This is a genomic window from Candidatus Hydrogenedentota bacterium, from assembly GCA_035450225.1.
Classification (GTDB): domain Bacteria; phylum Hydrogenedentota; class Hydrogenedentia; order Hydrogenedentales; family SLHB01; genus DSVR01.
The window spans coordinates 10,885-35,795 of the sequence record DAOTMJ010000037.1 but is presented as its reverse complement, the minus strand read 5'-3'; the positions used below and the strand labels follow the sequence as shown (position 1 = coordinate 35,795).

Annotated in this window: 20 protein-coding genes and 3 tRNA genes; 11 read left to right on the top strand and 12 right to left on the bottom strand. The window is 59.5% G+C overall.

Translation table 11 applies throughout. The annotated features are described in order from the left end of the window. Positions 1-10: 10 nt before the first annotated feature. Complete coding sequence (locus P5540_16010; protein HRT66321.1) at positions 11-1,225, top strand: PmoA family protein; 1,215 nt, start codon at positions 11-13, stop codon at positions 1,223-1,225. 216 nt (positions 1,226-1,441) lie between these two features. Here P5540_16010 and P5540_16005 read toward each other — a convergent pair whose 3' ends face one another. From P5540_16005 to P5540_15980, 6 genes are all read right to left on the bottom strand, one after another. Continuing rightward, a complete protein-coding gene (locus P5540_16005) occupies positions 1,442-2,491 on the bottom strand; it encodes a uroporphyrinogen decarboxylase family protein (protein ID HRT66320.1) in 1,050 nt (349 codons plus the stop codon). A gap of 41 nt (positions 2,492-2,532) precedes the next feature. Then, a complete protein-coding gene (locus tag P5540_16000; GenBank protein HRT66319.1) occupies positions 2,533-3,162 on the bottom strand; it encodes an ATP-dependent Clp protease proteolytic subunit in 630 nt (209 codons plus the stop codon). Between the two features lie 9 nt (positions 3,163-3,171). Then, positions 3,172-4,644, bottom strand: a complete 1,473-nt coding sequence (gene tig, locus P5540_15995; protein HRT66318.1) for a trigger factor — start codon at positions 4,642-4,644, stop codon at positions 3,172-3,174. A gap of 20 nt (positions 4,645-4,664) precedes the next feature. After that, positions 4,665-4,749: transfer RNA gene (locus tag P5540_15990), tRNA-Leu, on the bottom strand. Positions 4,750-4,862: 113 nt separating this feature from the next. Beyond that, positions 4,863-4,938 (bottom strand) — tRNA-Lys (locus P5540_15985). A 9-nt stretch (positions 4,939-4,947) separates the two neighbouring features. Next, positions 4,948-5,022 (bottom strand) — tRNA-Gly (locus P5540_15980). A gap of 469 nt (positions 5,023-5,491) precedes the next feature. Here P5540_15980 and P5540_15975 point away from each other — a divergent pair. The 7 genes from P5540_15975 (at position 5,492) to P5540_15945 (ending at position 14,164) form a co-directional block, all read left to right on the top strand. Then, on the top strand, positions 5,492-6,181 hold the full coding sequence (locus P5540_15975; GenBank protein HRT66317.1) for a hypothetical protein: 690 nt from the start codon (positions 5,492-5,494) through the stop codon (positions 6,179-6,181). Positions 6,182-6,342: 161 nt separating this feature from the next. Then, positions 6,343-7,668 (top strand): nucleotide sugar dehydrogenase, encoded by a 1,326-nt coding sequence (locus P5540_15970; GenBank protein ID HRT66316.1) that lies wholly within the window; start codon positions 6,343-6,345, stop codon positions 7,666-7,668. 10 nt (positions 7,669-7,678) lie between these two features. Further along, entirely contained in the window at positions 7,679-8,632 is a 954-nt protein-coding gene (locus tag P5540_15965; protein ID HRT66315.1) for an SDR family oxidoreductase, read from the top strand. Continuing rightward, entirely contained in the window at positions 8,619-9,482 is an 864-nt protein-coding gene (locus P5540_15960) for a glycosyltransferase family 2 protein (protein HRT66314.1), read from the top strand. Before P5540_15965 ends, P5540_15960 begins: the two co-directional genes overlap by 14 nt. Continuing rightward, a complete protein-coding gene (locus P5540_15955; protein HRT66313.1) occupies positions 9,475-10,539 on the top strand; it encodes a Coenzyme F420 hydrogenase/dehydrogenase, beta subunit C-terminal domain in 1,065 nt (354 codons plus the stop codon). Before P5540_15960 ends, P5540_15955 begins: the two co-directional genes overlap by 8 nt. A gap of 18 nt (positions 10,540-10,557) precedes the next feature. Continuing rightward, positions 10,558-11,826 carry a polysaccharide pyruvyl transferase family protein gene (locus tag P5540_15950; GenBank protein HRT66312.1) on the top strand — a complete coding sequence of 423 codons (1,269 nt, stop codon included), beginning with the start codon at positions 10,558-10,560 and terminating at the stop codon, positions 11,824-11,826. Positions 11,827-11,941: 115 nt separating this feature from the next. Continuing rightward, the gene (locus tag P5540_15945) at positions 11,942-14,164 is read left to right on the top strand and encodes a hypothetical protein (protein ID HRT66311.1); all 2,223 of its coding nucleotides are present in this window, start codon (positions 11,942-11,944) and stop codon (positions 14,162-14,164) included. Between the two features lie 26 nt (positions 14,165-14,190). Here the strand turns inward: P5540_15945 and P5540_15940 are convergent, their stop codons facing one another. The 3 genes from P5540_15940 to P5540_15930 all read right to left on the bottom strand — a co-directional run bounded on the left by P5540_15940 (position 14,191) and on the right by P5540_15930 (position 16,707). Beyond that, positions 14,191-14,943, bottom strand: coding sequence for a hypothetical protein (locus tag P5540_15940; GenBank protein ID HRT66310.1), 753 nt, complete (start codon positions 14,941-14,943; stop codon positions 14,191-14,193). A gap of 133 nt (positions 14,944-15,076) precedes the next feature. Beyond that, positions 15,077-15,652 (bottom strand): hypothetical protein, encoded by a 576-nt coding sequence (locus P5540_15935; GenBank protein ID HRT66309.1) that lies wholly within the window; start codon positions 15,650-15,652, stop codon positions 15,077-15,079. After that, entirely contained in the window at positions 15,649-16,707 is a 1,059-nt protein-coding gene (locus P5540_15930; GenBank protein ID HRT66308.1) for an exosortase/archaeosortase family protein, read from the bottom strand. Before P5540_15930 ends, P5540_15935 begins: the two co-directional genes overlap by 4 nt. Positions 16,708-16,829: 122 nt before the next feature. On the opposite strand from P5540_15930, the gene P5540_15925 reads away from it, so the two are divergent. Continuing rightward, positions 16,830-18,392, top strand: a complete 1,563-nt coding sequence (locus P5540_15925) for a glycosyltransferase family 39 protein (GenBank protein HRT66307.1) — start codon at positions 16,830-16,832, stop codon at positions 18,390-18,392. Between the two features lie 3 nt (positions 18,393-18,395). Here P5540_15925 and P5540_15920 read toward each other — a convergent pair whose 3' ends face one another. From P5540_15920 to P5540_15910, 3 genes are read right to left on the bottom strand one after another with little or no spacing between them, the layout of a single operon-like run. Continuing rightward, a complete protein-coding gene (locus P5540_15920; protein HRT66306.1) occupies positions 18,396-19,295 on the bottom strand; it encodes a hypothetical protein in 900 nt (299 codons plus the stop codon). Next, positions 19,276-19,827, bottom strand: a complete 552-nt coding sequence (locus tag P5540_15915) for a hypothetical protein (GenBank protein ID HRT66305.1) — start codon at positions 19,825-19,827, stop codon at positions 19,276-19,278. The genes P5540_15920 and P5540_15915 overlap by 20 nt, the downstream gene beginning before the upstream one ends. A 22-nt stretch (positions 19,828-19,849) precedes the next feature. After that, on the bottom strand, positions 19,850-20,404 hold the full coding sequence (locus P5540_15910; protein HRT66304.1) for a sigma-70 family RNA polymerase sigma factor: 555 nt from the start codon (positions 20,402-20,404) through the stop codon (positions 19,850-19,852). 147 nt (positions 20,405-20,551) lie between these two features. On the opposite strand from P5540_15910, the gene P5540_15905 reads away from it, so the two are divergent. Both P5540_15905 and P5540_15900 read left to right on the top strand, forming a co-directional pair. Further along, positions 20,552-21,715, top strand: a complete 1,164-nt coding sequence (locus tag P5540_15905) for a DNA repair exonuclease (GenBank protein HRT66303.1) — start codon at positions 20,552-20,554, stop codon at positions 21,713-21,715. Next, entirely contained in the window at positions 21,712-24,888 is a 3,177-nt protein-coding gene (locus tag P5540_15900) for an AAA family ATPase (GenBank protein HRT66302.1), read from the top strand. The genes P5540_15905 and P5540_15900 overlap by 4 nt, the downstream gene beginning before the upstream one ends. Positions 24,889-24,911: the final 23 nt, after the last annotated feature.

The window sequence follows — 24,911 nt, the reverse complement described above, 5'->3', positions numbered from 1 at the left end:
AGGACGAACCATGCGCAAGTCTATCGGAATGGCGGTTATTCTCGTTCTCGCGGCGGGCATTGCGGCCGCGCAACCATTGGACGGGCGGAAATTGAGTGTGACGGGTGGCGATACGGCGGGGTCATTCGTCCCCGTGGCCGTGGCGTATGAAGGTCCCGCGCCGGATGGCCCCGTGCAGGTGGTGGACACGAAGAGCGGAAAGGCGTTTCCCGCGACGATTGCCGGCGGCGAACTGGTGTTTATCGTCGAGGCAATTGCGCCCGGGGAAACCATTCCGTGCCAAGTCAAGATACTCAAAGAGAAAACGGCGCCCAAGGTAAACATTGCGCGCATCGAGGGCGACAGGCTCGAAGTTACGGTCAACGGCGAACCCTTTACCGTCTACAACTATTCGAACGACAACCGCAAACCGTTCCTGTGGCCGGTATACGGGGAAGGCAAGGTGGGCATGACGCGCAACTGGCCCATGGATCCCAATGAAACCATCAGCCGCGATCACGTCCATCACAAGGGCATTTGGACGTCTTACGGCGATCTCAACGGCGTGGACTGCTGGGGCGAAACAGGCGACAAGGCCGGTTTTCAGCACAGCGACGAGGTGACCTTCGGTTCGGGCGACGCCTTCGCATGGATCAAGGCGAAGAACACATGGCAGGACAAGGATCACAAGCCGGTCATCGCCGAGGAACGGGAGTACCGTTTCTATGCAACCCCCGCCAGTGCGCGGCTTTTCGACCAGTCCATCACCTTCACGGCCGCCCATGGAACGGTCCTTTTCAAGGACACCAAGGAAGGCGGACTTGTGGCGTTCCGTATTCGGCCGGATATCACCGAAACCAGCAAAAAAGGCGTGATTACCAACGCGTCCGGTGCGCATGGCATGAAGGAATGCTGGGGCAAGCCGTCGCCGTGGACCGACTATTCGGGACCCATCGAGGGTGTGGGCACGCGCGGCATCGCCGTATTCGATTACCCGAAAAACATGCGCTACCCGACCACATGGCACATTCGCGACTACGGCCTGAACGGCGCCAACTGCTTCGGTTTGTCCTATTTCACGGAAAAGAGCGAAAAGAAGGAGAACGGCGACTTCACGCTCGAAGACGGCAAGGCCGTGACGTTCCGGTACCGCGTCATGATCCATTCCGGCGACGTCAACGAGGCCAAGGTGGCCGATCGCTGCGCCGACTTCACCAATCCACCCAAGGCCGACTGGGTACATTGAACCTGAATCCGGCAGTAAAAGCAGAAAACTTCCGGCTCATCCCAATGGACGAAGTGGACTTTGTGGACGATAGAGAATTTTCACCGTCCATGTGAAGTCCACCGGATCCACAATGTCCCTCTCTTTACGGCATGGGCGAAGGATCGGTGTTCAACCGGCGACACCCAGGCTGAAATCGCCCGGCAAGATGCGAAACGGGAAACCGCGCAGGGGAAGTTACGGTTGCGGTTCCATGCCACGGTTCCACGCGGCGCGCGCGGACTCGACGAAGGTCCGGATATTCGCCTCGGGCGTGTCGCGCGGGATCATTTCGCCCGAGTTGAGGACATGGCCGCCGTGGCGGCTGACGCGCTCGACGGTGAGTTCGACGGCGCGGCGAACGTCTTCGGGCGTGCCACGCTCCAGCACGGCCAAGGGATCGATATTGCCGGACAGGCAGATGCGGCCCTTGACAATGTCACGGGCCATTTCGATGTCAATCCCCGGGCCGACGCTGAGGATCGAAAATTCTGCATCGGCTTGAAGGTCCACCATGGCGGGGTTTTCCTCGCTGGCGTGATAGATGACCAGTCCCCCGGCTTCGCGATAACCGCATGAAACACGGCGGGCCGGCTCCATTGCGAATGTCCGGTATATGTCGGGGCTGATGAGGTGGCCGCTCGCATTGCAGTCGCCGAACCAGATGGCGTCGGCGCCCGCGCGCAGTTGATCCAAACCGAAACGAAGCTGGTAGTCCTCGAAAAACGCAATGGCCTTCCGCAGGAATCCGGGATTCTCGTACACCATCGAAAGGCATTCCATCATGCCGAAGGCCAGCGTGGCGGAACTGAACGGCGCGGCGGTTCGCCCTGTTACGCAGACGCTGTCCCCGAAATGGGCCTTGACAAGTCGAATGGCTTCGAGCAGGATTTCCATTCGTCCTTCGACGCGGTAACCGTGCTCGCGCAACGCATCAAGCGCGGCTGGAGCGGCGGGCAGGTATTTGCATGTCGCGGGAAGGATGTCGCCTTCTCCCTTGACGCCGACGCCAAGCGGTTCGAATTCGATGCAATCGTCCACTTGCAGCCACGCCCAGTCGTAATCGAATCGTTCGACGGCTTCGATCTGGACGCGCGCCATTTCCAGCGCGTCGCGGCAGTAACGATCGTACCGGCTGCCGCACACGCGCACATCGAATTCCTCGCTGCACAGGAACACGGGCAAATGGGCGGGGATCCCCAGCGTCGCCGCGCCGCGCACATCGTCCAGAACCCCGGAATAAGCCATTGGCGCGTTTCCATCCCCTCGGTCCGCGCGGGAAAAAGCGGCTAGGCTTTTTTGTCGCGCTTGAAAACCTCGTCAATCAGGCCGTACTGCTTCGCTTCTTCGGCGTCCATGTAGAAATCACGGTCGCTGTCGCGTCGAATGACTTCGATGGGCTGCCCGGTGTGCTTGACCAGAATCTCGTCCATGATCTGGCCGATTCGGAGAATCTCGCGGGCCTGGATGTCAATGTCGGCGGCTTGACCCTGCACGCCGGCGGTAAGCTGGTGCAGCAGAAAACGGCTGTACGGCAGCGCAAAGCGCTTGCCCGGCTCCCCGGCCGCCATCAACACCGCCGCCATGCTCGCCGCCTGTCCGATGCAGATGGTGCAGACCGCCGGCTTGATGTATTGCATTGTGTCGTAAATCGCCAGTCCGGCTGTCACGCTCCCGCCCGGACTGTTGATGTAAAGATTGATGTCCTTGTCGGGATCCTCGGCCTCGAGAAACATCATTTGCCCGATGACGAAATTGGCCGCCTCGTCGGTAATCGGAAAACCGAGGAAAATGATCCGGTCGGCCAGCAGGCGGGAATAGATGTCGTACAGGCGCTCGCCGCGCGCGGTTTGCTCGTATATGGTAATGTTGCGGATATCAAGCCCGCCCGTCATTTCCATGCGTCCCGGAAACGGCATGACAATCACCTATTCTCCCGCGCTTTCGCCGCCCATGCGATCGTCGGCCTTGTCAAATTCTTCTTGGGTCACTTCCTTGTCCGTAATGGTCGCGTGCTGCATGATGGCGGCGATCACCTTGTTGTGCAGTATACGGCGTTCATACGTGTTGCGATGCTGTTCCTCGCCCAGATACTTCGCGACGGCTTCCATGCTCACACCCGACCGCTTTGACAAGTTGGCGGCCTCGGCCATGAAATCCTCGTCGGTGACCTCGATGCCTTCCGCCTCCGCGATTTCGTTCAGGACCGTCCAACTCTTGATGGCGTTCAGCGCTTCTTCACGCGCCTGTGTGCGTAATTCCTCGTCCCGTTCTTCGATCTTGGCCGCCGGCACATGGCGCGTGCGCAGATTGTTCACGCTGTCCTCGTAAAACTGCAGCGACATGTGCTCGATGAGCGATTTGGGGATTTCGAAGCGGCTGGCGTCAATGATGGCCTTGACCGCGCGGCTCTCGGCGATTTCATTGCTCTCGGCCATCGTGCGTTCCCGCAACTGGTTTGCAAGGCTTTCCCGCAACGCCGCCACATTCTCAAAACCGGTCTGTTTCGCGAAATCGTCGTTCAATTCGGGTATCTGGCGCCGCTTCAATTCGTTGATGGTAATCTCAAACTGGGCCGTGTGCCCGCGCAAATGTTCGGCGGGATAACTATCCGGAAACGTCACGCGGCATGTCCGCGTTTCGCCGCTTTTCGCCCCAAGCAGAACCTCCTCGAATTCCGGAAAGAAACGTTTCGACCCCAGAATATAGGGATAATTCTCGGCGGCGCCCCCGGGAAATTCGGCTCCATCCATCGTGCCCTTGAAACTGATAATGGCCTGATCGCCCTCCTGCGCCTCGATACCCTCCGCCGATTCAAAAACGGAATATCGCGACTGAAGATTTTTGACGGCGGTCTCAATGTCTTTTTCCTGGATGGTATAGATCGGGCGTTCGACCGCGATTCCGCGGTACTTGCATAATTCGACCCGCGGATCGACCTCAAATTTCAGCGTAAACGCGATGGGATCCTCGGGATTTCGCTTGTCGTTTTTTTCGTAATCGGGCACTTCGGGCACGCCGCGGGGTTTCAGATTCTTTTCCTTGACGAGTTTCGCGACGGCGGCCTGGACCAGTTTGCCTTCGACGTCGCCGCGAACGGCCTTGGCGAATTTCCGTTCGATCAATTTTCGCGGGGCGCGACCGCGGCGGAATCCCGGCAATTCGGCCTCGTGCTGCAATTTGCCGAAGGTATCCGAAGACAACTTCGCCTCGTTGGCGGGCGGAATCGTCACCTTGATCTCGTATAGGCAATCGCCCTTGTAATCGATCTCGAACGTGGGTTCTTCAACAAATTTGAATTCTTCCTCGCCCTCTTTGTCCGATTCGGCGGTTTCGGGAGATGTCGGTTTGATTTCGTCTTCCGCGACTGCTGTTGTGTCTTTGGTCTCGTTGTTTGTCATCGTTCCATTCACCTTGGCGTTGGTGGGCGAGGCGGGACTTGAACCCGCACATCTTGCGATACTGGATCCTAAGTCCAGCGCGTCTGCCAGTTCCGCCACTCGCCCGCTTCCGCGGGATTCGGCCTCGAAGCCTGGCCTGCCACGGCACACAGCCCAAAATTATGACCGTGCCACACTTGCAACAAAAACGCACGCATCCGCACGTGCGCATGGTTCGATGGTGGGCCGCGCAGGAGTCGAACCTGCGACCTTGTGATTAAGAGTCACCTGCTCTACCAACTGAGCTAGCGGCCCCAAAAAAAATGGAGCGGGAGACGGGACTTGAACCCGCGACGTCAACCTTGGCAAGGTTGCACTCTACCACTGAGTTACTCCCGCTCAGGTGAAACGATGTTACCATACGTAAAAGGTCATGTCAAGCGGGCTGCTGCCTTCCTCAATCCGCACGTAGCGGGGCGGGTCGGCAATCTCGCCGACCCGCCTTTCTGCAAAACCCCCTGATTTAGCAGGTCAACCTGAAGCGGTGCGTTCCCAAATATCAAGCGAAGCGGTACGCGGGGACGCGCGCCCTCCCAATCATTAAGCGCCTTGTGATCATGCCTTTTCCACTGAGATGCGGCCTGTCTGGCATGAAACGCCCCCGACCGCTCTTGCGTGCGGATCGTGTTACGTTTCGTCGTGCTGTACATCCGTATGGAGGTGTTCCGAAACCAGCGCGTCGCCGCAGGATTACAAATCCGAAAATCTGAAGCCGCAGAGCCTGTTGGGCGATTGACAGCATTTACGCCGGGTGATAAAATACATTTTCAGTTTTTCATGATATATATATATTTATAGGAGATAATAAATGAGCCTCAAAATCCGGGCGGGTTTTCTTGTGGTGATGGCGCTGTGCATTGGCGGTTGTGGCGGCGCGCCGTCTGTTCCGAACGTTCCCGCGGCGCCGGCGAAGCCGTTGGCGGAGACCTCGTCCCCCGAAAAGCCCTTGCCGTCCGCAATGCCGGCGGCTGCCAAGGCGGCGCCTGTGGCCGATTTGCCGGCGGCCGAATTGAAAACGTGGCATTTTGCCGAACTTCCGCCGGATCAATGGCAGTGGAATTTTACCGGCGGTTCAAAGAATCAGCAATCCTCCGGTGCGGTCTATACGCAAAATGCGCAGGCGGAAGGCTGGCTCAATCTTCGCAACGCCGGCATTGAGGCGGACAATGTCGGTTCGATTCGCATTTCATGCCATTGGCGCGATCAGGAAGACGCCGAAAAGATGAGCAAGGAGATTCCCCCCCGGGAAGTCACCGTTTTTTGGGCCCGAACGTCTGAAATGCCGCCGGAAGGCCAATGGCCGTATGCCAACGAGCGGGCGGTGGCGCTCAACCCGGATCCAGCCAATCCGTACCTTTTTTCCGGCACGTTGCGGGGAAGAAAAAATTGGGATGGAACCATCGCGAGCATCGGGATCAAAATCGTGTTCGATCCGCCGGAATCGAAACCGGGCGCCATGGGACACACCGCCGTTCAGATGATTTCGCTCTTGAAGTAGTCCGGCGCGCCCCGTCTTGGACAATCGCGATTTTCCTTTGTCGGGCATGGAAGAGGGCCGGACATTGCATCAACAGCCCCGATGTGCGAAGATCCTTGGTAAGGTAGAGCCCGTGTGCATTGTGCGCCGTTTCCGGTGCAAGGCGTCAGGATTGGGGAATCGTGAGCGACAGTTTCGAGATATTGCAGCGCAAACTGGCGGACAAGACGGCCGTCGGCGGCGTCATCGGCCTTGGTTACGTCGGCCTTCCGCTCGTGCAGCATCTGTGCAACGCCGGGTATCGCGTCCTTGGTTTCGACATTGATCCAGTGAAGACCGAACGGATTGCCAAGGGCCAAAGTTACATCAAGCACATTGAAAGCGCCTGGATCGCGGAGACGGTCAGGCGCGGATCTTTTGAAGCGACGACTGATTTTACGCGCCTGTACGAAGCCGATTGCATCAGTATCTGCGTGCCGACCCCGCTGGACGAACACAGCGAACCGGATCTCCAATATGTCGTTGCGACGGCGGAAAGCATCGCGCGGACCCTGCGGCCGGGCCAGTTGGTCATTCTCGAAAGCACGACCTACCCCGGCACGACCGCCGAGGTCGTTTTGCCCATTCTTGAACGTTCCGGTCTGATGGTCGGGCGGGATTTCTTTCTCGTCTTTTCGCCGGAACGGGAAGATCCCGGCAACGCCCAGTATACGATTCGCACGATTCCGAAGGTCATCGGCGGCCTGACGCCCCGTTGCTCGGACTTGGCCGCGAAATATTACGGGACTATTTTCGAGCGGACGGTCATCGTGTCCACCCCCGCGGCGGCGGAACTCACCAAACTGCTCGAAAACATCTTCCGCTGCGTCAACATTGCGCTCGTGAACGAACTCAAGGTGCTTTGCGACCGGATGGGCGTGGACATCTGGGAAGTCATCGAGGCGGCTTCCACGAAACCGTTCGGATTCATGCCGTTTTATCCCGGACCGGGCCTTGGCGGCCACTGCATTCCGATCGATCCTTTCTATTTGAGTTGGAAAGCCCGCGAATTCGGATTTGCCGCGCGCTTCATTGAATTGGCGGGCGAAATCAACACCTCCATGCCCCTGTATGTGGTCATGCGCCTGATGGAAGCCTTGAACGAGCGGGGGAAACCCGTCAAAGGCTCGCGCATCCTGTTGCTCGGCGCCGCCTACAAGAAAGACGTGGACGACATCCGCGAGTCGCCGTCCATTCGCCTGATCCAGTTGCTGCGCGAACGCGGGGCGCAGGTTGACTACAACGATCCGTACATTCCGAAAATCACGCACGGGCGCCGCCATAATATTGAAATGGAAAGCGTTGAACTCACCCCGGAAAACATCCGGTCGTACGATTGCGTGCTGATTTCGACGGCGCACTCTTGCTATGACATTGCACAGATAGTCGAAAATGCGGCGCTCATCATTGACACGCGAAACGCAACCGGCCGCATGTTCGCCGGCGCGCCGAACATCGTGAAGGCATGAAAGGACGGGCATGGCCAAGTTTCTGGTAACGGGCGGCGCCGGTTTCATCGGATCGAATATCGTTGACTTTCTTCTGGAGGAGAGGCATGCCGTCCGTGTGCTGGACAATTTGGCAACGGGGCGGCGTGAGAATCTGTCGCACGTCATGGATCGCGTCGAATTCATGCAGGGCGACTTGCGCGACAAGACGGCCTGTCGGGAGGCGGTCCGCGGCATGGATTACGTGTTGCATCAGGGCGCGGTGCCTTCGGTCCCGCGCAGCGTGGCGGATCCGCTGCTCAGCAACGAAGCCAACGTGACCGGAACCGTCAACCTCCTGGTTGCGGCGCGCGACGCCGGCGTCAAGCGGCTGGTATTCGCCAGCTCGAGTTCGGTGTACGGCGATCAACAGGCGGACGTCAAGACGGAAGACCTCCCGTTGAATCCCCTGTCGCCCTACGCGGCGACCAAGGCCGCCGGCGAGTATTATCTGCGATCCTTCAGCCTTTGTTACGGTATCGAGACCGTGTCGTTGCGCTACTTCAACGTGTTCGGACCACGCCAGGATCCGAATTCGCCTTATAGCGCCGTGATTCCGCTCTTCATCACGGCCATGCTCGAAGGCCGGCGTCCCATCGTTCACGGCGATGGATTGCAGGCGCGCGACTTTACATTCGTCGGAAACAATGTTCGGGCGAACGTGCTGGCCGCGACGGCTTCCTTCGACGCCAGAGGACAGGCGTATAATATCGCCTGCGGAGATTCCATAACCCTGCTCGACCTCGTTCACGCGATCAATAAGACGCTGGGCACGGACATCCAGCCTGCATTCGCGCCCCGGCGCGTGGGCGATGTCCGAGTCTCGAAAGCGGACATTTCGCGGGCAAAGGCCGACATGGGCTACGAGGTTTCAGTGGATTTTACCGAGGGAATCAAGCGAACGATCGAATGGTACAGGCGGAACACGAAACGTGAAAGCAGATAACGTAAGCATTGTCATCCCCGCGTTCAACGAAGCGGGCGCCATCGGGCCGGTCGTCGAAAGCCTGCGGGTCCGATTGCCCGAAGCGGAACTCATCGTCGTCAACGACGGATCGTCCGATGACACCGCTTCGATCGCCGAAGCAGCGGGCGCCACGGTCGTCAGCCATCCGAAAAACCGCGGCTACGGCGCGGCCCTGCGTACGGGCACATTGCAGGCATCGCGCGCGTATGTGCTGTTCTGCGATTCGGACGGACAGCATTCCACGGACGACGTCGCGCGGCTCATCGAGGCGTGCGACGGGCACGACATGGTCGTCGGCGCACGAGGCCAAGATTCGCATGCCCCGCTGGCGCGCCGGCCCGGTAAGCGCATCCTGACGCTTTTCGCCGATTACCTCGCGGGCGAAAAAATACCGGACCTGAACTCCGGGTTGCGCATGATTCGACGCGAAGTGCTCTTGAAATACTTACACCTCATGCCGAGCGGTTTTTCCTTTTCGACGACGAGCACCTTCGCCATGCTCAAGACGAACCGGCACATCTTGTGGATTCCGATTACCGTGGCGGCGCGCGTTGGACAAAGCACGGTGCGTCAATGGAAGCACGGGCCACAAACGCTGCTGCTGCTGCTGCGCCTAACGGTCCTGTTCGAACCGCTCAAGGTATTCCTTGTTGCATCAGGCATTCTGGCTTGTTTCACGCTGGCCAGTTTCGCGATAGACGTAATGGCCAGCGGCCGGATCAACTTGGGCGATTCCACGGTGTTGCTGGGCGTGGCGTCCCTGCTGGTTTTCCTGTTCGGCCTGTTGTGCGATCAAGTCTCGGCCCTGCGGAGAGAGCTCCATGAATGAAGACCCGTCAGGCGCCGCGGACGCGCTGGCCTTGGGGGAAATGTACTGCGGTTACGCAAACGATGCCGAGGTCAGGGCGCATGCCTCCTCGGGCGGCATTGTTTCGGCCATCCTGCTCGATGCATTGGAAGCGGGCGCCATTGACGCCGCGCTCGTCTCGTGGATTGCTTCGGAAAACGGACAAATAAAGGCCGTTTCCGGGCTGGTTGAAAATCGCGGGGGCGTGCTTGCCGAGGCAGGAAGCGCCTATGTTTATACGCCCGTGATTGATGCGGTTCGCGATTTGGAAAACACAAACCGGCGCGTTGCCGTGGTCGCCCTGCCGTGCCAGGCGCGGGGCATTCGCAAACTCACCGAGAAACGGCCCAATCTGCGCCGGAACGTGGTTCTGGTTATTGGCCTGTTTTGCCGTGGCGCGGTCGGGCCGGAATTCTACGAGGACCTGTTCCGGAAGAAGGGGATCGATCCCGGCGAAGTCGAGCGCGTCAAAGTGGCGCGTGGGCATGTAGGTGGAGAAGTCCGAGTTGTCTTGCGCGACGGACGAATCGTTCCGCTGAGTTTCTTCGGAATGAATGCCTATCGGACGTCCGGCGTTCACGCCCATTCCGGTTGCCTGCATTGCACGGAACACTTGGCCGAGGACGCGGATATTTCCGTGGGCGACATTTTTACGCCGGAGTACGAACGGCGCGAAATCAAGCACTCCTGTTTTATCCCGAGGACGGAGGCCGGGCGCGCGATCATGCAACGCTTGGCGGAATCGGGCCGGATTGCGTTTGAATTTTTCGGCACGCAACGCTACAGGCAAACATTCCGCAAGATTGAAGCGTTTTCCAATGCGCTCGATGCGCGTGCGCTGGCGGCGAAACTGACCGGCGTCCGGCTGCCGCCGCATCCCGTCCGTTTTTGCCATCCCCTGCATGTATTGTCTTGGATGATTTTCTTCACATTTTTCCGGTTGTCGCGGACGTCGTGGGGCCGGCGCATGCTTTATGCCCTTCCTCCCATTACTGTAAAAAGCGCGGCGATTTTGGTGAAGGGACTGTCGAAAACATGAACCTTGAGGACGCCTGACATGCGGGACGGAAAACCGGTATTCGCGTTCTTCGCGGTTTCGCGCACGGGAAATCGCGGCGCGGTTTCGATGCTCGAAAGCGCCATTGATCATTTGACCGCAACACCGGCCGATGGCTGGGTGCACGTGTTCACCGTGTATCCGAAACAAGACGCGCGCCTTGCCAAACCGCGCCCGCGCGTGGATCTGCGCGATGGCGGTCCGATTCGGCTCGTGACATGGCTTATTCCGATGTGCATTCTCTGGCGCCTATTGAGGATGCTGCATCTTGCGCCGCCGCCCCGCTGGTGGGGAGGCGACATGCAGGCGCTGCTCGAATCGGACGTGTGCGTGATGGCGGGGGGGACCACCTTTACCGACGCGCAGAAGTTCAAGGTCATTTACAACGTCGCATGCGCCGCCCCGGCCATCTTGCTCGGCAAGCGATCGATGTTCTATTCGCAGACGATGGGACCTTTCAATCATCCCTTCAACCGATTCTGGGCCAAATGGGTGTTGAACCGTGTGGATCTCGTGGTTCCCCGCGGAAAGGGCAGTTACGATCATGTAAAGAACTTGGGAATTTCCCATGCCATGGAACTGCCGGATTCCGCCTTCACGCTGGTCGTGCCGAAAGAGGCCGAGGATGCGATTCGCGCGGAATACCGGCCGTTGCTGGAAGGCCGGACCGTCGTCGGGATTTCCGTCAACACGATCGTCCAGGGCAAGTGCAACGCGCTGGGCATAGACCACAACGGCGTCTGGGTGCGCTTCATCGGCTACTTGCAGGAACGCGGCTATTACGTTCTCCTGATTCCCCACAGCATGCGGCCCGGCAGCAAAAGCCTGCACAACAACGACCTTGTGCCCGTGCATGAAATTTACGATCGGCTTCCGTCGAAGGAAAATATCCATATCGTCGAAAAGCACTACGACTGCAAGGAACTTCGGGTCTTGGTGGGACTGGCCGATTACTATGTAGCGAGCCGGTTTCATTCGATGATTTCGGCGTTGTGTACTGAAACGCCCGTGAGCGTAATCGGCTGGGGATATCAGAAATACCGGGAAGTGCTGGCCGAGTTCGATCTGGAATCCTATTGCCGCGACGCCGCCGAATTGTCGTTCGAGGGGCTGGTCGAGGGGTTCGAGCGGATCGTGCGCGAGGCCGACAGCATCAAGGCCCGCATGCGCGAGCACCTGCCCGAAGTCCAAGCCCGTTCGCGACGGAACCACGAGGAAGCCCTGCGCTTGGCCGAGTTGGGCCGAAATGCGTCTAAACGGATGACTTGATCAGCGTTTACAAAACGATGTTTGTATACCTTACGAATGCGCGCTTGTATGCAATCCATTCGAATCGCCACGGGGGAAATCCCTGTCGGCCTTTCGAATAGTGGAGGAAAATGGAATGAAATCGTTCCATGAAGCGGAATCATGCCGGGCCTTGCCGCTTTTGCATGAGCCGGCCTGCGGGCGGGTGAAATCATTCCTGCACAGGCTGAATCTTGCGGCGGTTGTTCTCGCGTTGCTTGTAGTGGCGGGACAGAGCGCCTTTTACCGTTTCGACGGCATTACCGAACGCGGCATGGTTCATTCCGACGTTGACGCATGGAAATATCTCGATACCGCCAAAAATTGGTCCGAAGGCCGTTACACATGGATGAGCGGGAAATACAACGACCCCGATCTCTTTTATCGTCCCGGAGCGCATCTGCTTCACCGCTTTGCAATCAGATGGTGGGGATACAACGATTATTCCATAAAGGTGCTCAATGCCGTCATGGACATGGGCGTTCTGTTGCTCTTGTTCGCAATGGCGTGGCGTATTGGCGGGAACCCTTGGCTGGGCGTCGTATCTGCATGGATTTATGGTCTTCACATCCCACGTTTGCTCGTGTACATTTTCGGAGAAATCCCGCATGTGCCCAGCAGCTTCTTTGTGATGCTGGCGCTGGCGGCTTTTGTGTTCGCGATGGAATCGCCGTGGCGGCGAAGTCGTCGCACGTTTCTCTTGCTTGCGTTGACGGGCACAGCGCTAGGATGTGCGGCCAACATCCATCCCGATTTGGCGTTGCTGGGGCCAGGTTGTGTGGCGATCCTTCTGGGAACTGCGCTGGCACGGTTTGGCCCCCGGGGGGGTGCCGGACCTTTTATAGGCATGGCGGGCATCTTGACAGCCGGATTCGCGATTCCTTATGTGGCCGGCATGGTTTTTTTTGGACCGGATACCGTAATCCGTGTTTTTTCCAACGAGTTGTTTCATTCGAAGGGCGTGTATTCGGCCGGCAACGATGTGCCCGGTTTTCCGGTTATTGCGTGGAAAGTGATGCAGACAAGCATATCGAGGCTTTTCGAGCAACGCATCTGGCCTTTATGGGCTTTTGTGAGCGCGGCGGGCATCGCATGCGCCACATTGGCGCGAGGGCGAGACGCAAAGACACCGCTCTATGCCCCCCCGGTACTTGTGCTGGTTTACGCCCTACTTTACGGGATTGGAATCGGCGATTTCCCGGAACGCATGTTCCGCTTGTTTATCCCTCTCTTGCCGCTTTTTATACTCTCGATCACGACATGGCACTACCATGGCCTAGGCTGGATTGCCGGACGATACGCAACCATCCCCTTTCTCGTCTTGACGCTGCTCGCAGTCCGCTTTCTGCCTGTCGTCTCGGAGGAAACCTCGAAACTATGGCTTGCGCCAAGCGCGCATGGCATACGTCTTACCTATGACAAATTGAAAACATGGGTCAATAAAGACAACAAACTGTTGATTTTGCCGCTGGGAGCACCCCATGCGCAGTTTTTCAAGGAGGGACGCTGGGGGCTTACTCACGACATCTATTTCGGTTCCAACGCCTTGTTCTTGTCTCAGATCGAGCCTTTCCCGTTTCCGTATAACGTTCAAGCCCTCAAGAAGATCTGTGCCGATCATAAGATACGTTATGTGATCACGTTCAACAACAGGCTCTCGGAAGAACAAATTCTCGCGCGTCGCCCGGAATTCAAGAAACTCGACGAAAACAAGCCGTATACTCGTGAAGCCGAAATGGCTGTAATAAAAGAATTTCTAAAAACTTCCGGATCAAGCGTCATTGGAAATTGGGAAGGCGGCCTTCGTCAGTTGCCCCCCGCGTTTGGATCGGACGGCGGCAATCAAAGATGGATTTTCACCATGGAACAGAAGGCCGGAGGAGTCTGGCGAATGCCGGGAGACGCCAGACGTCTTACGCCGGAAGGCTCCATGTATACGGGGAAAATGGGATCGGAAAGTTTCCTCACCTTTATCGGGCGCCCGTTACCCACGGACTCCGTGGCGGTCATCCGCATTCGTTGTTCATACAAGCCGGCGGGCAATCCCCAAGCGCCGTATTCGCCCGTGGCGAACGTCAAGGCGATGTGGGCGCCTTCCCGCCCGTCCAAGCCCGGCGAATGGCCCTATTCCAATGAACGATCCGTTGTGTTCACACGAGACGACAGCGATCCCTTTGTCTTTGTCGGAATCATGAATGCCCATTCCCGCTGGAAAGGAACAGCAGGCTCCTTGACGCTGGGTATCGCGCTGCCTCCCGGATTGGGATCGGCGGAAGCGCCTGCCGACGTTGCCGTACAATTCATCGAATTTCTACAGTGATCGCGGCCATGCGACCGGAAGGCACGTTATTTCAACAGTCCACACTTGCTGAGAACGGCTTTCAACTGTTCCCCCTTGACAGGGACGTAATCTTCGGGGGCATATAACCGTAACTGAAGGTACTTTATTTCGCCATTCCATTCTTTGTGCCCGGAAAGATTGGCTGTCCACACATCCGGTTTCGACGGATCGGTCTGCTTGAGGTAAATGGCGCGGCTTTCCGCAAAGGGATGTTTCCCTTTGACAATATCCTGCGGTCGCGCCCAATACAATCGTGCCTTGGTTGTTCGAATCGGTACATCCACGCCCTTGCCCTTTTGCGCCACTACTTTGAACGTGGCGTGGAACGCCTTGACATCATCTGCCTTGACTCCAACATCCTTGTTGACCAAATCCACATGGCTCTTATTCAAAGCGATCCACATGGCTTTCTGACCCCCTGGGGTATGATTGGCGCCGGTGGCCCAGCCCAGTTTCTTGGCTTCGTTCTTGACGAAATCCCATTCCTTGACGGTCTGCAGAGCCGGCTGGGGCTTGGCGGGGGATTGGGTGTCGCTCTTGGCCGCTTTGGGGGCTTCCGGTTTCGCGGCCGGGGCCTTTTCCGGGGCTTGTTTGTTCGTGCTTTGCGCGCTGGACGCCGCCGGGGCGGCCTTTTTCACCGCGGGCGCCTTGGGTTTTGCCGATTTGGCGCTTTCCGCCGCAGGCGACGTGCACGGTGTGCACGCAGCAAGGAAAAATGCCAGCCCCACCGTGAAAATGGGTGAAAACACGTTCTTCATTCCCTTATCTCCTCGGTTATTGCGCCTTCCGAAACGGCGCGAAGACGAAACCAACTTACCACACCCGGCACGTCTCATGCAAATCGAAACTTGCCGTAAAACCCGCTTGCGCCGCGTGTTTCATCGCGGCATCCTATTTTTGAAACGTCTGGCCGCCGGTCCCGGATGACGCCTGCCCGTCGCGTTCATCCAACCCCAGATACACGGACAGTTTGTCCCAATAGGCCAGAACAATCCAGAGCAGAAACGGAAGCGTAATCGTGGCGAATCCGACCGCCGTGGGCAGGGGGGTACGGCCGGCGGAAAAACGCAACACAATCGTAAGAACGTGGAATCCGAAAAGAATCAGGATGCCGATTGCCAGCACGCGCAGCCGCCGCCACAGGCCCAGACCGCCCGTGGCGAGCACCAGCGCCACAAAAGGCGCGACATTGGTCACCAGATGGCCGACATCGTGCATCGTGGGGGCATGAGCGCCGTACCGGTAGGACAGCGCCACGTCAGTGTTCAGAATGCCTTCGCCGTCGCGGGTGATGGCCACCGACTCGATGGGTACTTTCATCGTTACCCGAATGATGGCCGCGGTCGTATGGCCCAGCGCCAGCGTATAGTGCGGCAAAACCAGCAGCCAAAGCACCAGGCAAACCGGGGCCAGTGCGATGAATTTGACGCAGAGCCAGAGGGTCGCTTTTCCGCGAAGATCGCTCATGTCCGCTTCCTCCGCACCAGCAGTTCCACCCACGCCATCCACAAGGCTACCACAAAAACGATATAAATACCCTGCCAGACGTATTCGTGCGCGAATTTGAACCGGGGGCCGCCCCCGTCCCAGGCGCCGATCACCGCGAGAAAGGCGAGCCGGAAGGCATTTACCCAATACAAAACGGGTATGCCGATCAGCAATCCGGCCAGCCGCCTCCACCACGGCGCGGGAAACGCCAGGATGGCCGCGAAAAAGATGGCCATGGACTGTATTGCGCCGCAATCGGGCACCACGATGAAGGGAAACATGAGATCCTCGCGCTGGCGCTTGTCGCGCGGCATCGAGGCGGCAGCCTGCGCTTCTTTTTCCAGCCCGGCCACGCGTTCCCGCAAAGCCAACAGCCGCCGGGCGCGATCCGATTCGTCCATATCCGTCCGGGTTTGAACGTCGGCGATTTCCTTTTGGGCGTCGGCCAGCCTGCGTTCCGGACCGGCCTTCCAGACAAATGAGACCAGGGGGCCCATTTCCTGCGATTTCATCTGCAGCAGGCGCATGCGCATATCCTCGATGCGCGCCGAACGTTCCGGTTCCGCCTGGGTCGTGTCGGCAACGGCCGCGTCGAGTTGGGCCTTGAGCTTGGCCCGTTCATGGCGCAGTTGGGCCGCCTGATATTCCCAAACTTCCCAAGCGCTGAGCGGCGACGTATTGGCGTCGGGCGGCGTCATGGCCGGTGCGTCCTCCCCGCGTTTCCACGCCGCCACCGATGCCCGGACCATTCCTTCTCGTCCCTTGAATCGTTCGACGCCTCCCACTGTGCAGGAATATCCGACGAAACGCAGCAGCCATGCCGTGCTGCGGGCTACCTGCAACAAATACCAATCATTGGCAACGCTTTGCTTTTGGGTCTCGTATCCGACCAGGAGAACAAGCACGCTTATCATGAATACGACGATGAATTTCAGCGTTTTCCCGCGGACGGCCTTTCTGCTTTGGGCCGGCGGGGAAGCGGGTTCGGCGGAAGAAGCGGGATCCGCCGGTGAATGTTCCTGGGAATCAGACATGGCTACCTCTACGAGTCAGTAAACGCATGGGTCAATCCAATGGCAGCTGGAGCATAGCAAGTCCTTCCGGGGACACGCAAGCGGATGGGGCTTTTGCGTCATCATTTACGGAATTCGGCGCATTGCCTTTTGGGGAATGGCCGCGTAAAATCGGCGGCATGGAATCCGGCGCCAAAACCATGCGGCAGGAGACGCGCGACGCGTGCGCGCTGGCCGCGCTGGCCTTTTTGATTCGCGCGGCGTTTGTATGGGGGGCGCCGCGCGCGTTGGACAGCGCCGATGCGATCCATTATATCGAGACCGCGCGTCAGTTGGCTTCGGGGGCCTTTTCGGGCATCAATCCCGGAATTCCGCCGCTCTATCCCCTGTTGGCGGCCTTGCTGCATCCGGTATTGCCCGACGGCGAAACGGCGTGCATGGCGGTCTCGTTTCTGGCCTCCATTCTGCTCGTGCCGGTCGTGTACGGGCTTGCGCGCGACCTGCACGGACCGTCCGCGGCGCGCATTGCGGGACTGACGGCCGCCCTGTGGCCGTGGCTTGTGGACTACGCCGGGCGGGTGGGTCCCGACGCCCTTGCCTGCACGCTGTGGATGGCCGCCGTCTGGGGCTTGTCGCGGGCGATTCGGCGCGGGGGAGGGGGATATATCGTGTCGGCTGCGCTGGCGTTTACCGCGTTGCACCTTGCCCGTGCCGAGGGCCTTTTGGTCTTCGTCGCTTCCCTGGTCATCGCGCCCTGTTTTCTGAAACCTTCCAATCGGGACGGATGGGCGCGTTTCGCCGCGTTTGCCGGAACCGCGATCGGGATCATTGTGTTGTGCGCGGTTGTCGCCAAGTTCACGACAGGCCATACGCTGTTCGGCGAACGCATGGCCCGTCTTTTTCAGGATTGGAGCGTGACGCCGTTCGAGGTGGCGCGGATGCGCGACTCGGCCGGCGATCCCGCCGGGGTGGTCTCGCATCATGTTCTGATTCCCTTGGCCCACACAATTGTCGCCACCTTGTTCAATGTCGTTCCGACGATGCTGGGGCCTGTGTTGATGCTTTTCATGGGCGTCGGATTATTGGCGCCGTCGAAACCGCGCGATGCGCGACTCGAGGGGTTCGTTCTTGCGTTCGCCGGCGTTCAATGGGTATTGACCCTCCCTGTGTTGTCGCCCGAACCGCGTTATCTCATGGCGCCGCTGGCCGCGCTGTCGTTATGGACGGCGCGTGGCGCCGCGGACGTTTCGGCCAACCTGCGGACACATGAGCGCGGCCGTCGGCTGGCCATGCTGCCCGTGGCCGCGATTGCGGCCACGCTTCTCCTCGGACTCGCCATGATGGCCGCCGCGGATTTCCTGAGGCCCTCGCCGGCCCGTCCGCTCGAATACAAAACAGCGGGACATTGGATGAAACAACATCTCGCGCCGGGGCTAATCTTTACGCGCAAACCGCAAATCGGCTACTACGCGGACATGCCCTCGACCGGTCCCGACGCGCAGGACACTATCGAAAAGGCCTTGGAACGCGCGCGAAACGCCGGAGCGCGGTATTTCGTTGTTGACGAACGCTACACCGCCAAGATGGCGCCGGGCCTCGCGCCGTTGCTCGATCCCGCCAATGCCCCGCCGGATCTGCAACATCTGATATCGTTCGCCCCGTTTCCGCAGGGACGTGTCGCCATTTACGAAATCAGGCGCCCCTGAGAATCAGGGTTTCGGCTCCATGGGCGGGCCGCCGTACGGCACATATTCCGGAATCACTGGACCGGGCATCGTCTGGGCCCGTTCCACCGGAACGGCCAATACCCCGTAATCCCTTGCCACAAAGCAAAAACCGCCGCCGGCCTGTTCGACAAGCGCCATCATCGCCTCGCGAATGGGCGCCTCCTTGATTGTAAACTTGACCGGACGCTGCGCATCGGACAAATTCGTGAAAAAATCGAGGCCCGATTCTTTGGAAAACAGTTGAATGATTTCCGATAGGGGCGCTTCGCCGTCGAACGAAACCGGCTTGTTCAGGCGATCGCGAAGGGGGTCGGGCAAAGGCGGGCGCGCCGGCCGGTCGCCTTGCTCCATGCCGCCAAGAAACAGTCCCGGCCGCGGCCCGCGTGGTTCGCCGGGTAGGGTAAGGCCGAGCAAGTAACGCAGGCGTGCTTCGGCGCTTGCATGCGCACCCGGATCCTTTTCCGTTGCGTCGAACGCCAGCGAGGCTTCGGTCACATCCCTGACGGCCTGTTCGCGCACCTGCATCAACGCGGCTTCTGCCTCGTGAAGCCGGGCTTCAGCCAGGCGAATATCCGGGTTTTGCATCAAGGCCGCCTCGATGCGTTCCTCCAGCCGTTCCGGAATGCGCCGGGGAGGCATCGGGCGGAACCCGCGGCCCGGCATTCCCTCGCGCGGTGGAAACATGCCCGGTTCGCCGGGACGCGGTCCTTCGGGCCGCATGCCTTCCGGCATGGGCCCCGGCCTGTCCGGCCTCATGAAGTCCGGCCCGCGTTTGTCGGACGGGGGGCCGGGATTGGCGGGAGGCTCCTGTGCATTCCCGGCCGGACCGGCCAGCGTCAGCAGTACAACACACAAACCGATGCTAAGAACGAGTGTCTTCATGGTTGCCCTCCTTCATGCGTGATTCGTTCAATGAAATCCAGAGCCACGTGTCATGTGGATCGAATGTTACGGTACGGGATGTGGGAATCAATTCGAGCGCCTGGCGGTAATAGTACAACGCGCTTGCGATGTCGCCCTCCCGCGAAAGATACGTGTTTCCGGTTTCCTTGAGCAGGCGGATTTGTTCTTCGCGGGGCGCGCCGATTACCCCGGACAGAAGCATATCCGGTTCCTCCGCCTCCGCGGCCTCGAATACGGATCGCCCGTCCGCGATGGGCGCAGGTCCGCCCGGCGCAGGCGATTCCATTTCGGGCGATCCGGGCCACAATGCCATGGTGGCGAATCCCGCCGCGTAGGCCGCGCACAAGCCCGCCGCCATCATCAATCGCCACCGGCGGCGGATACCGCGCATGGTTTCGGTCGTCTTTTCAAGCACCGCCCGCCGAAAAACCGGCGATGCCGTCGGAATTGCGGGAATTCCGGGCAATCCGGGCGCCAGCGGTTCGTCTTCGTCGAATCTGTTCTCGGCCATTTCTTCGTCTCCTGCCTTTTGTTCAACCGGTCGCCTGGCGATAAGCCGTCCGAAACGCCTGTCGTGCGCGGCTCAGCATGGACTCGACCGCTTTCGGCGTCGTGTGCCACCGCGTGGCGATTTCCACAACCGGCAGCCGCTCCTCGTATTTCGCGCGCAATACCGCCTGATACGCCGGCGGCAAACTCAACAACGTCATGGCTACACTTTCCGTCTGCTCTATCGAAGCCGAGGGCGACGGTATGCGGCCCTGCGCCTCGATTCCGGCGATCTCGGTCCATCGCCTGCGCCACCACTTGCGCCCATGATTGCGCAGCACATTGTCCGCGATGCCGATCAACCACTGGATAAAGGCGCCGCGATCCGGATCGAAACGGCGAATTCGCCGCACCGCTATCAGCCAGCAATCCTGCACGATTTCCTCGGCCTGCTGCCGGTCGCCGCGCGTGCGGTAATGGACATAGGCATACAAACGGTCGAAACTGGCTTCGTATAACGCTTTCCACGCCTGCTCGTCTCCGGCCAATACCGCTTCCCGAAGCCCGCGTTCCAGCCACCGCCGTTCGCCTGCTTCCATCCTGAATTCCTCGCGCGCCCGCGTTCACTCATCCTATTGTCGCCCCGGCCGCGAATCCTTCGCAAGACGGCATGCGCCTTTCTTGCCATAACGAAGCGCGTTGTCCTATTCTTAGTCTTGGTTGAAAAACAGAACAGGGAGCCTGTCATGCGGTTGGTCCATACGGCGGATGTACATCTCGATGCATGTTTCGCCGGCGCCGGTTTGCCGGTGCGGGTGGCAAACCGCCGCCGGCAAAGTCTTCGGGATGTCTTTCAGGCAATCGTCCGGCGCGCGGCGGAATGGCCCGCCGATGCGCTCTTGATACCGGGCGACCTTTTTGAACACGAACGTGTCACGCCGGACACCGCCGCTTTTCTCAAAGGCCTTTTCGACTCGGTGCGGCCATTGCCCGTGGTGATAGCCCCGGGCAATCACGATCCCTACATGGCCGGATCGCCCTACGTCGCCCAGTCGTGGCCCGAAAATGTCGTGATTTTCAACCGTCCGGAATGGATCGCGGTTCCGCTATGCGACGGCCGGCTCGTCGTGCATGGTTTCGCCTTTGACGGATACGAGATATCGTCGAACCCTTTCGGCGCCCTCGCGATACCCTGCGACGGCGCCGTCCATGTCGCGCTTGGACACGGTACCGAACGCGCCCATCAACCTCCCGACGGCAAATCCTATGCGCCGTTCGACGCGGAAACCGCTTTCGCGCCGGGCTTGGCTTATTTCGCGCTGGGCCATTTTCACCGCCTGACCGAGATTCCCGTGGCGGCTGGACGCTGGCGCATGATGTATTCCGGCGCGCCCGAAGGACATGGCTTCGACGAATCCGGCGAGCATGTCTTTCTGGAAATTGAAATCGAGGGGGAGGACCTTCGGGTCGTGCCCAAGACCTCCGGCCGCGTGTGCTATGCGGTTCACGATCTCGATGTGACACCGCTCGCCTCGACGCAGGATCTGGTCGCCGCCTTGCGGAAAATGGCGACGGCCTACTCCGCACCGCCAATCTTGCGCGTGACGCTCAAGGGCCTGTGCGATGCCTCATTGGTCGGCGATTTACAGGCCGTCAGGGATGCGCTGGCAAACGATTTTGAATATCTCTTGCTGGAAGACGAGACCCTTCCCGCCGAAGATTTTGATGAATTATCGCGCGATCCGACGAGTTTGGGCGCGTTTGTGCAACGGCTGAACGACGAGATACGCGACGCGCCCGATCCGGATCGCCGGCGCATGCTCATGCGCGCGCGTGCCGTGGGAGTGGCCGCGCACCGGGGCCATGCGCTGGACATTGCCGGACTGCGAGGGGGGGAGGATCGCCCGTGAGGATTCGAACCATTTCCATAGACGGATACGGACGTTTCCACAACCGGACCTTTGATCTTGCCCCAGGGCTTCAAATCATTTATGGGCCAAACGAGCAGGGTAAATCCACGTTGCGCGCATTCATCGCCGACATGCTGTACGGCCAAAAACGGAGTCCCTCGCAGCGTCTTTATCATGAGGACAACGAATTGCGCTGCCCGTGGGATTCGCCCGATTCCTACGGCGGACGCCTGATCTACGTATTGGACAACAACCGGTCGTTTGAAGTCTTTCGCCGGTTTGACCGGAAAAACGAAACCGTACAGATCTTTGACCGTACCCACGGCTGCGACATCACCATGCAGTTTCCGCAACTGCGGAACCGGGAACCCCAGTTCGCGCTTGAACATTTGGGGTTGTCGAAGGAGGTGTTTCTGGGCGCCGCGACCATTTCGCATCTGACGCTTGAAGAACTCGGCGGTGACGAAGTAATACCTTCCATTCGCGAGAAATTGCTGGCCCTCGCCGATTCCGGGGATGAATATGGATCAGCCGAGGCCACGCTCAAGCGACTCCAAGAACGCATGGTGTCCATCGGAACCGCCACAGCGCGAACGAAACCGTTGCAGGCCGCCAAGGCGCGACTGGCCGAATTGCGCCAGGAAATGGAGGAGACCGAACGCGTTCGCGGCGAAGTGTCCGACATGACCAAACGCCGTCTTGAACTTCGCAGTCGTGCCGAATCCCTGCGCGCGCAGCGGGATACGAACGAACAAGACCGGCAACTTCTGGAACGCGCCCGGCGCGCCGAACGCCTGCGGCAGGCCGAACGGCTGCAACGTCAGATTGACGAGGCCACGCGGCAATGCTTCGAGTTGAGTGGTGTGCGCGACTTTCCCTTGGACCGTACCCCCGAAATCCAGCGTGCGTACAATGTGGCCCAGACCGCCCGATCGCAGCTTGACCGGACCGTGGCGGGGCAGCAGGCGCTGGCCGCGCAATTGGAGGAGGAGCGCCGTCGGCTGGGCGAGGGGAATACCGGCGACTTTCAGGATATTCCCGAAACATACGACGAACGCCTGGCCGAATTGAGTTCGTTCCTGAAGCGGATGTCGGATCGCATGGAGGATTTGGAAACCGCGCGGGCAAACGCCGAAGACCGACGCCGGATCATCGAAAAGGAACTCGAAAACCTGCCCGATTTCAGTGAGGCCGGCGAGGAAGCCGATATATGGCTCAACCAGTTGATTCAAACCTTCCGTTCCGCTGTGCAAATCCGGAGCGAGGAACGGGAGAAACAGGCGGCCCTGCACAAGCAAATCGCCATGCTCGACCAATCGGTGAAAGAGGGTGGACGGTGGTTTGCCCATGTGCCCGATTTCGCGGCGGACGCCCGTGAATACGAGGTGCGAATCCGCCTTCGCGACGAACAGGCGGCCCAACTCGCCGCCGAGGCCGAACGACTCCAGGCGGAAATCGAGGAACACCGCGGGCGTGTTCCCGATTTCATGTGGCTTTCCCTGTTGACGGTGGCCATTCTGGCCGGCCTGATCGCCACGGCCATCGTGCTGGGTAATTCCGGCATCTTTGTGGCCGCCGTGACGGCGGGATTGGCCGTTTTCTACTTCCTGGGCAACTTCCTGTATGCCCGGGCGCGCGTCAAGATGCTTGCGCGCCGGATTGAAGAAAACGGGGCGCGCATGCGGTCGGTTCAGGAGGGAGACGATGAATTATGCCGCCGTCTCGAGCAACTTATCGTAGACGCCGGATGCGAGACAATCCGCGAACTGGAAGGCAAATTCGACACCTATCGGGAGGATCTTTTAAAACGCGATTCCCTGCGGGAAGCCGCGGAAAAACAGGATCGCAAAACGGCCGAGGCCGAACAACGCGTAACGGACCTATTCCAAAACTATGTGCGCACGTTTGCGTCCCTAGGCGAAACGCCTTCCGCCGAAGAGGATATCGAACCGGCGGCGCTCCGAGCCCTCGAGCGCTTCCGGGCCTATCGTGATGCCCGGCGGCGTCTGCATGATGTGCGCGATCTTCTGCGGCGCCACGATGCCGAACTCGAACGTTTGCACAAAGATCGCAATGCCGCACGCGATGAGGAACGCGCGCTGGCGCTTGAAGCCCGCCGTCTCATGCGTGAAAACGGCTATCCGGAAGAAAGCCGGCAGGACAACGTCTCGCTCGCGCTACGTTCCTACCGGATCCGCATGGCGCAGGTGCGAGGCAAGCGTGGCGCGATTGCGCTGCTTGAAAAACAGGCGGCCGACTTGGCCGCGCGGCACGATCAGGAACAGGCCGATTGTGCCAAACACGAGGAGGCCCTTGCCCGCTTGCTCGAAGCCGGAGGCTGCGCTTGTTTCGATGATTGGCTGCGATGCGCGGAAGACGCGCGAAAATATCAGGAACTACGCAAGAGCATGGCGTTGTTACAGGAACAACTCGGCAGTTTGCTGGAAGGCGGCTCCCTCGAAAACCTTCGCGCCGCCGTCGAGGCCGATGGCCCCCCGCCGCCCATGCCGCCGTTCACGGCGGAGTCGCTTGCGTCCGACAGGCAGAATATCGAGGCGGAATTGGACGCTGTCGAAAAGGAATCCCATGCGCTGGAAATCCGGCTTGCCGAGCGCACCGCCGCCCTCAGGCCAGTCAGTGAAATCGAAGAGGAGCGGGCCGAAATTGAAAACCGTGTGCGCGCGCTTGAGTGGGAACTCGAAGCCGCGAGCCACGCCATGGCCGTTATCGAGGAAATTGCCCGCGACAAGCATGCCCGCATGGCCCCGCGCTTGGCCGCCATTGCGGGATCCTTTTTGCGCGAAATCACCTGTGGCGCCTACGACGAAATCTTCGTCAGCCGGGAACTGCGAATCAGCGTCCGCATCCCGCATACCCGGCAGATTGTGGAAGACCCCGAGCGCCGGCTCAGCAAGGGGACCGTTGACCAGATTTATTTGGCATTGCGGCTGGCGATGGTCCAGTGCCTCGGCGAACTGGATGAGAGCATTCCGATGCTGCTCGACGATCCTTTCGCCAATTACGACGACACGCGGCTCGATCAGGCGCTGCGACTTCTGGCGCGTCTCGCGGAAAAAAACCAGATCATCCTTTTCACCTGCCGGGAAGACGTCCTCCAGGCCGCGCGAGGGGTCAATGCGCCGGTGTTGAACCTGCAAGCGGAAATCGAATGATATATTCCAGTCGTTCCAAGTAC

Bases quoted from the DNA above. Each gene is read 5' to 3' on its own strand.
- P5540_15935 (HRT66309.1), bottom strand. From the start codon at position 15,652: ATGAGCGATCTTCGCGGAAAAGCGACCCTCTGGCTCTGCGTCAAATTC.
- P5540_16010 (HRT66321.1), top strand. From the start codon at position 11: ATGCGCAAGTCTATCGGAATGGCGGTTATTCTCGTTCTCGCGGCGGGC.
- P5540_15915 (HRT66305.1), bottom strand. From the start codon at position 19,827: ATGGCCGAGAACAGATTCGACGAAGACGAACCGCTGGCGCCCGGATTG.
- P5540_15950 (HRT66312.1), top strand. From the start codon at position 10,558: ATGCGGGACGGAAAACCGGTATTCGCGTTCTTCGCGGTTTCGCGCACG.
- P5540_16000 (HRT66319.1), bottom strand. From the start codon at position 3,162: ATGCCGTTTCCGGGACGCATGGAAATGACGGGCGGGCTTGATATCCGC.
- P5540_15965 (HRT66315.1), top strand. From the start codon at position 7,679: ATGGCCAAGTTTCTGGTAACGGGCGGCGCCGGTTTCATCGGATCGAAT.
- P5540_16005 (HRT66320.1), bottom strand. From the start codon at position 2,491: ATGGCTTATTCCGGGGTTCTGGACGATGTGCGCGGCGCGGCGACGCTG.
- P5540_15920 (HRT66306.1), bottom strand. From the start codon at position 19,295: ATGAAGACACTCGTTCTTAGCATCGGTTTGTGTGTTGTACTGCTGACG.
- P5540_15945 (HRT66311.1), top strand. From the start codon at position 11,942: ATGAAATCGTTCCATGAAGCGGAATCATGCCGGGCCTTGCCGCTTTTG.
- P5540_15930 (HRT66308.1), bottom strand. From the start codon at position 16,707: ATGTCTGATTCCCAGGAACATTCACCGGCGGATCCCGCTTCTTCCGCC.
- P5540_15905 (HRT66303.1), top strand. From the start codon at position 20,552: ATGCGGTTGGTCCATACGGCGGATGTACATCTCGATGCATGTTTCGCC.
- P5540_15910 (HRT66304.1), bottom strand. From the start codon at position 20,404: ATGGAAGCAGGCGAACGGCGGTGGCTGGAACGCGGGCTTCGGGAAGCG.
- P5540_15975 (HRT66317.1), top strand. From the start codon at position 5,492: ATGAGCCTCAAAATCCGGGCGGGTTTTCTTGTGGTGATGGCGCTGTGC.
- tig (HRT66318.1), bottom strand. From the start codon at position 4,644: ATGACAAACAACGAGACCAAAGACACAACAGCAGTCGCGGAAGACGAA.
- P5540_15955 (HRT66313.1), top strand. From the start codon at position 9,475: ATGAATGAAGACCCGTCAGGCGCCGCGGACGCGCTGGCCTTGGGGGAA.
- P5540_15940 (HRT66310.1), bottom strand. From the start codon at position 14,943: ATGAAGAACGTGTTTTCACCCATTTTCACGGTGGGGCTGGCATTTTTC.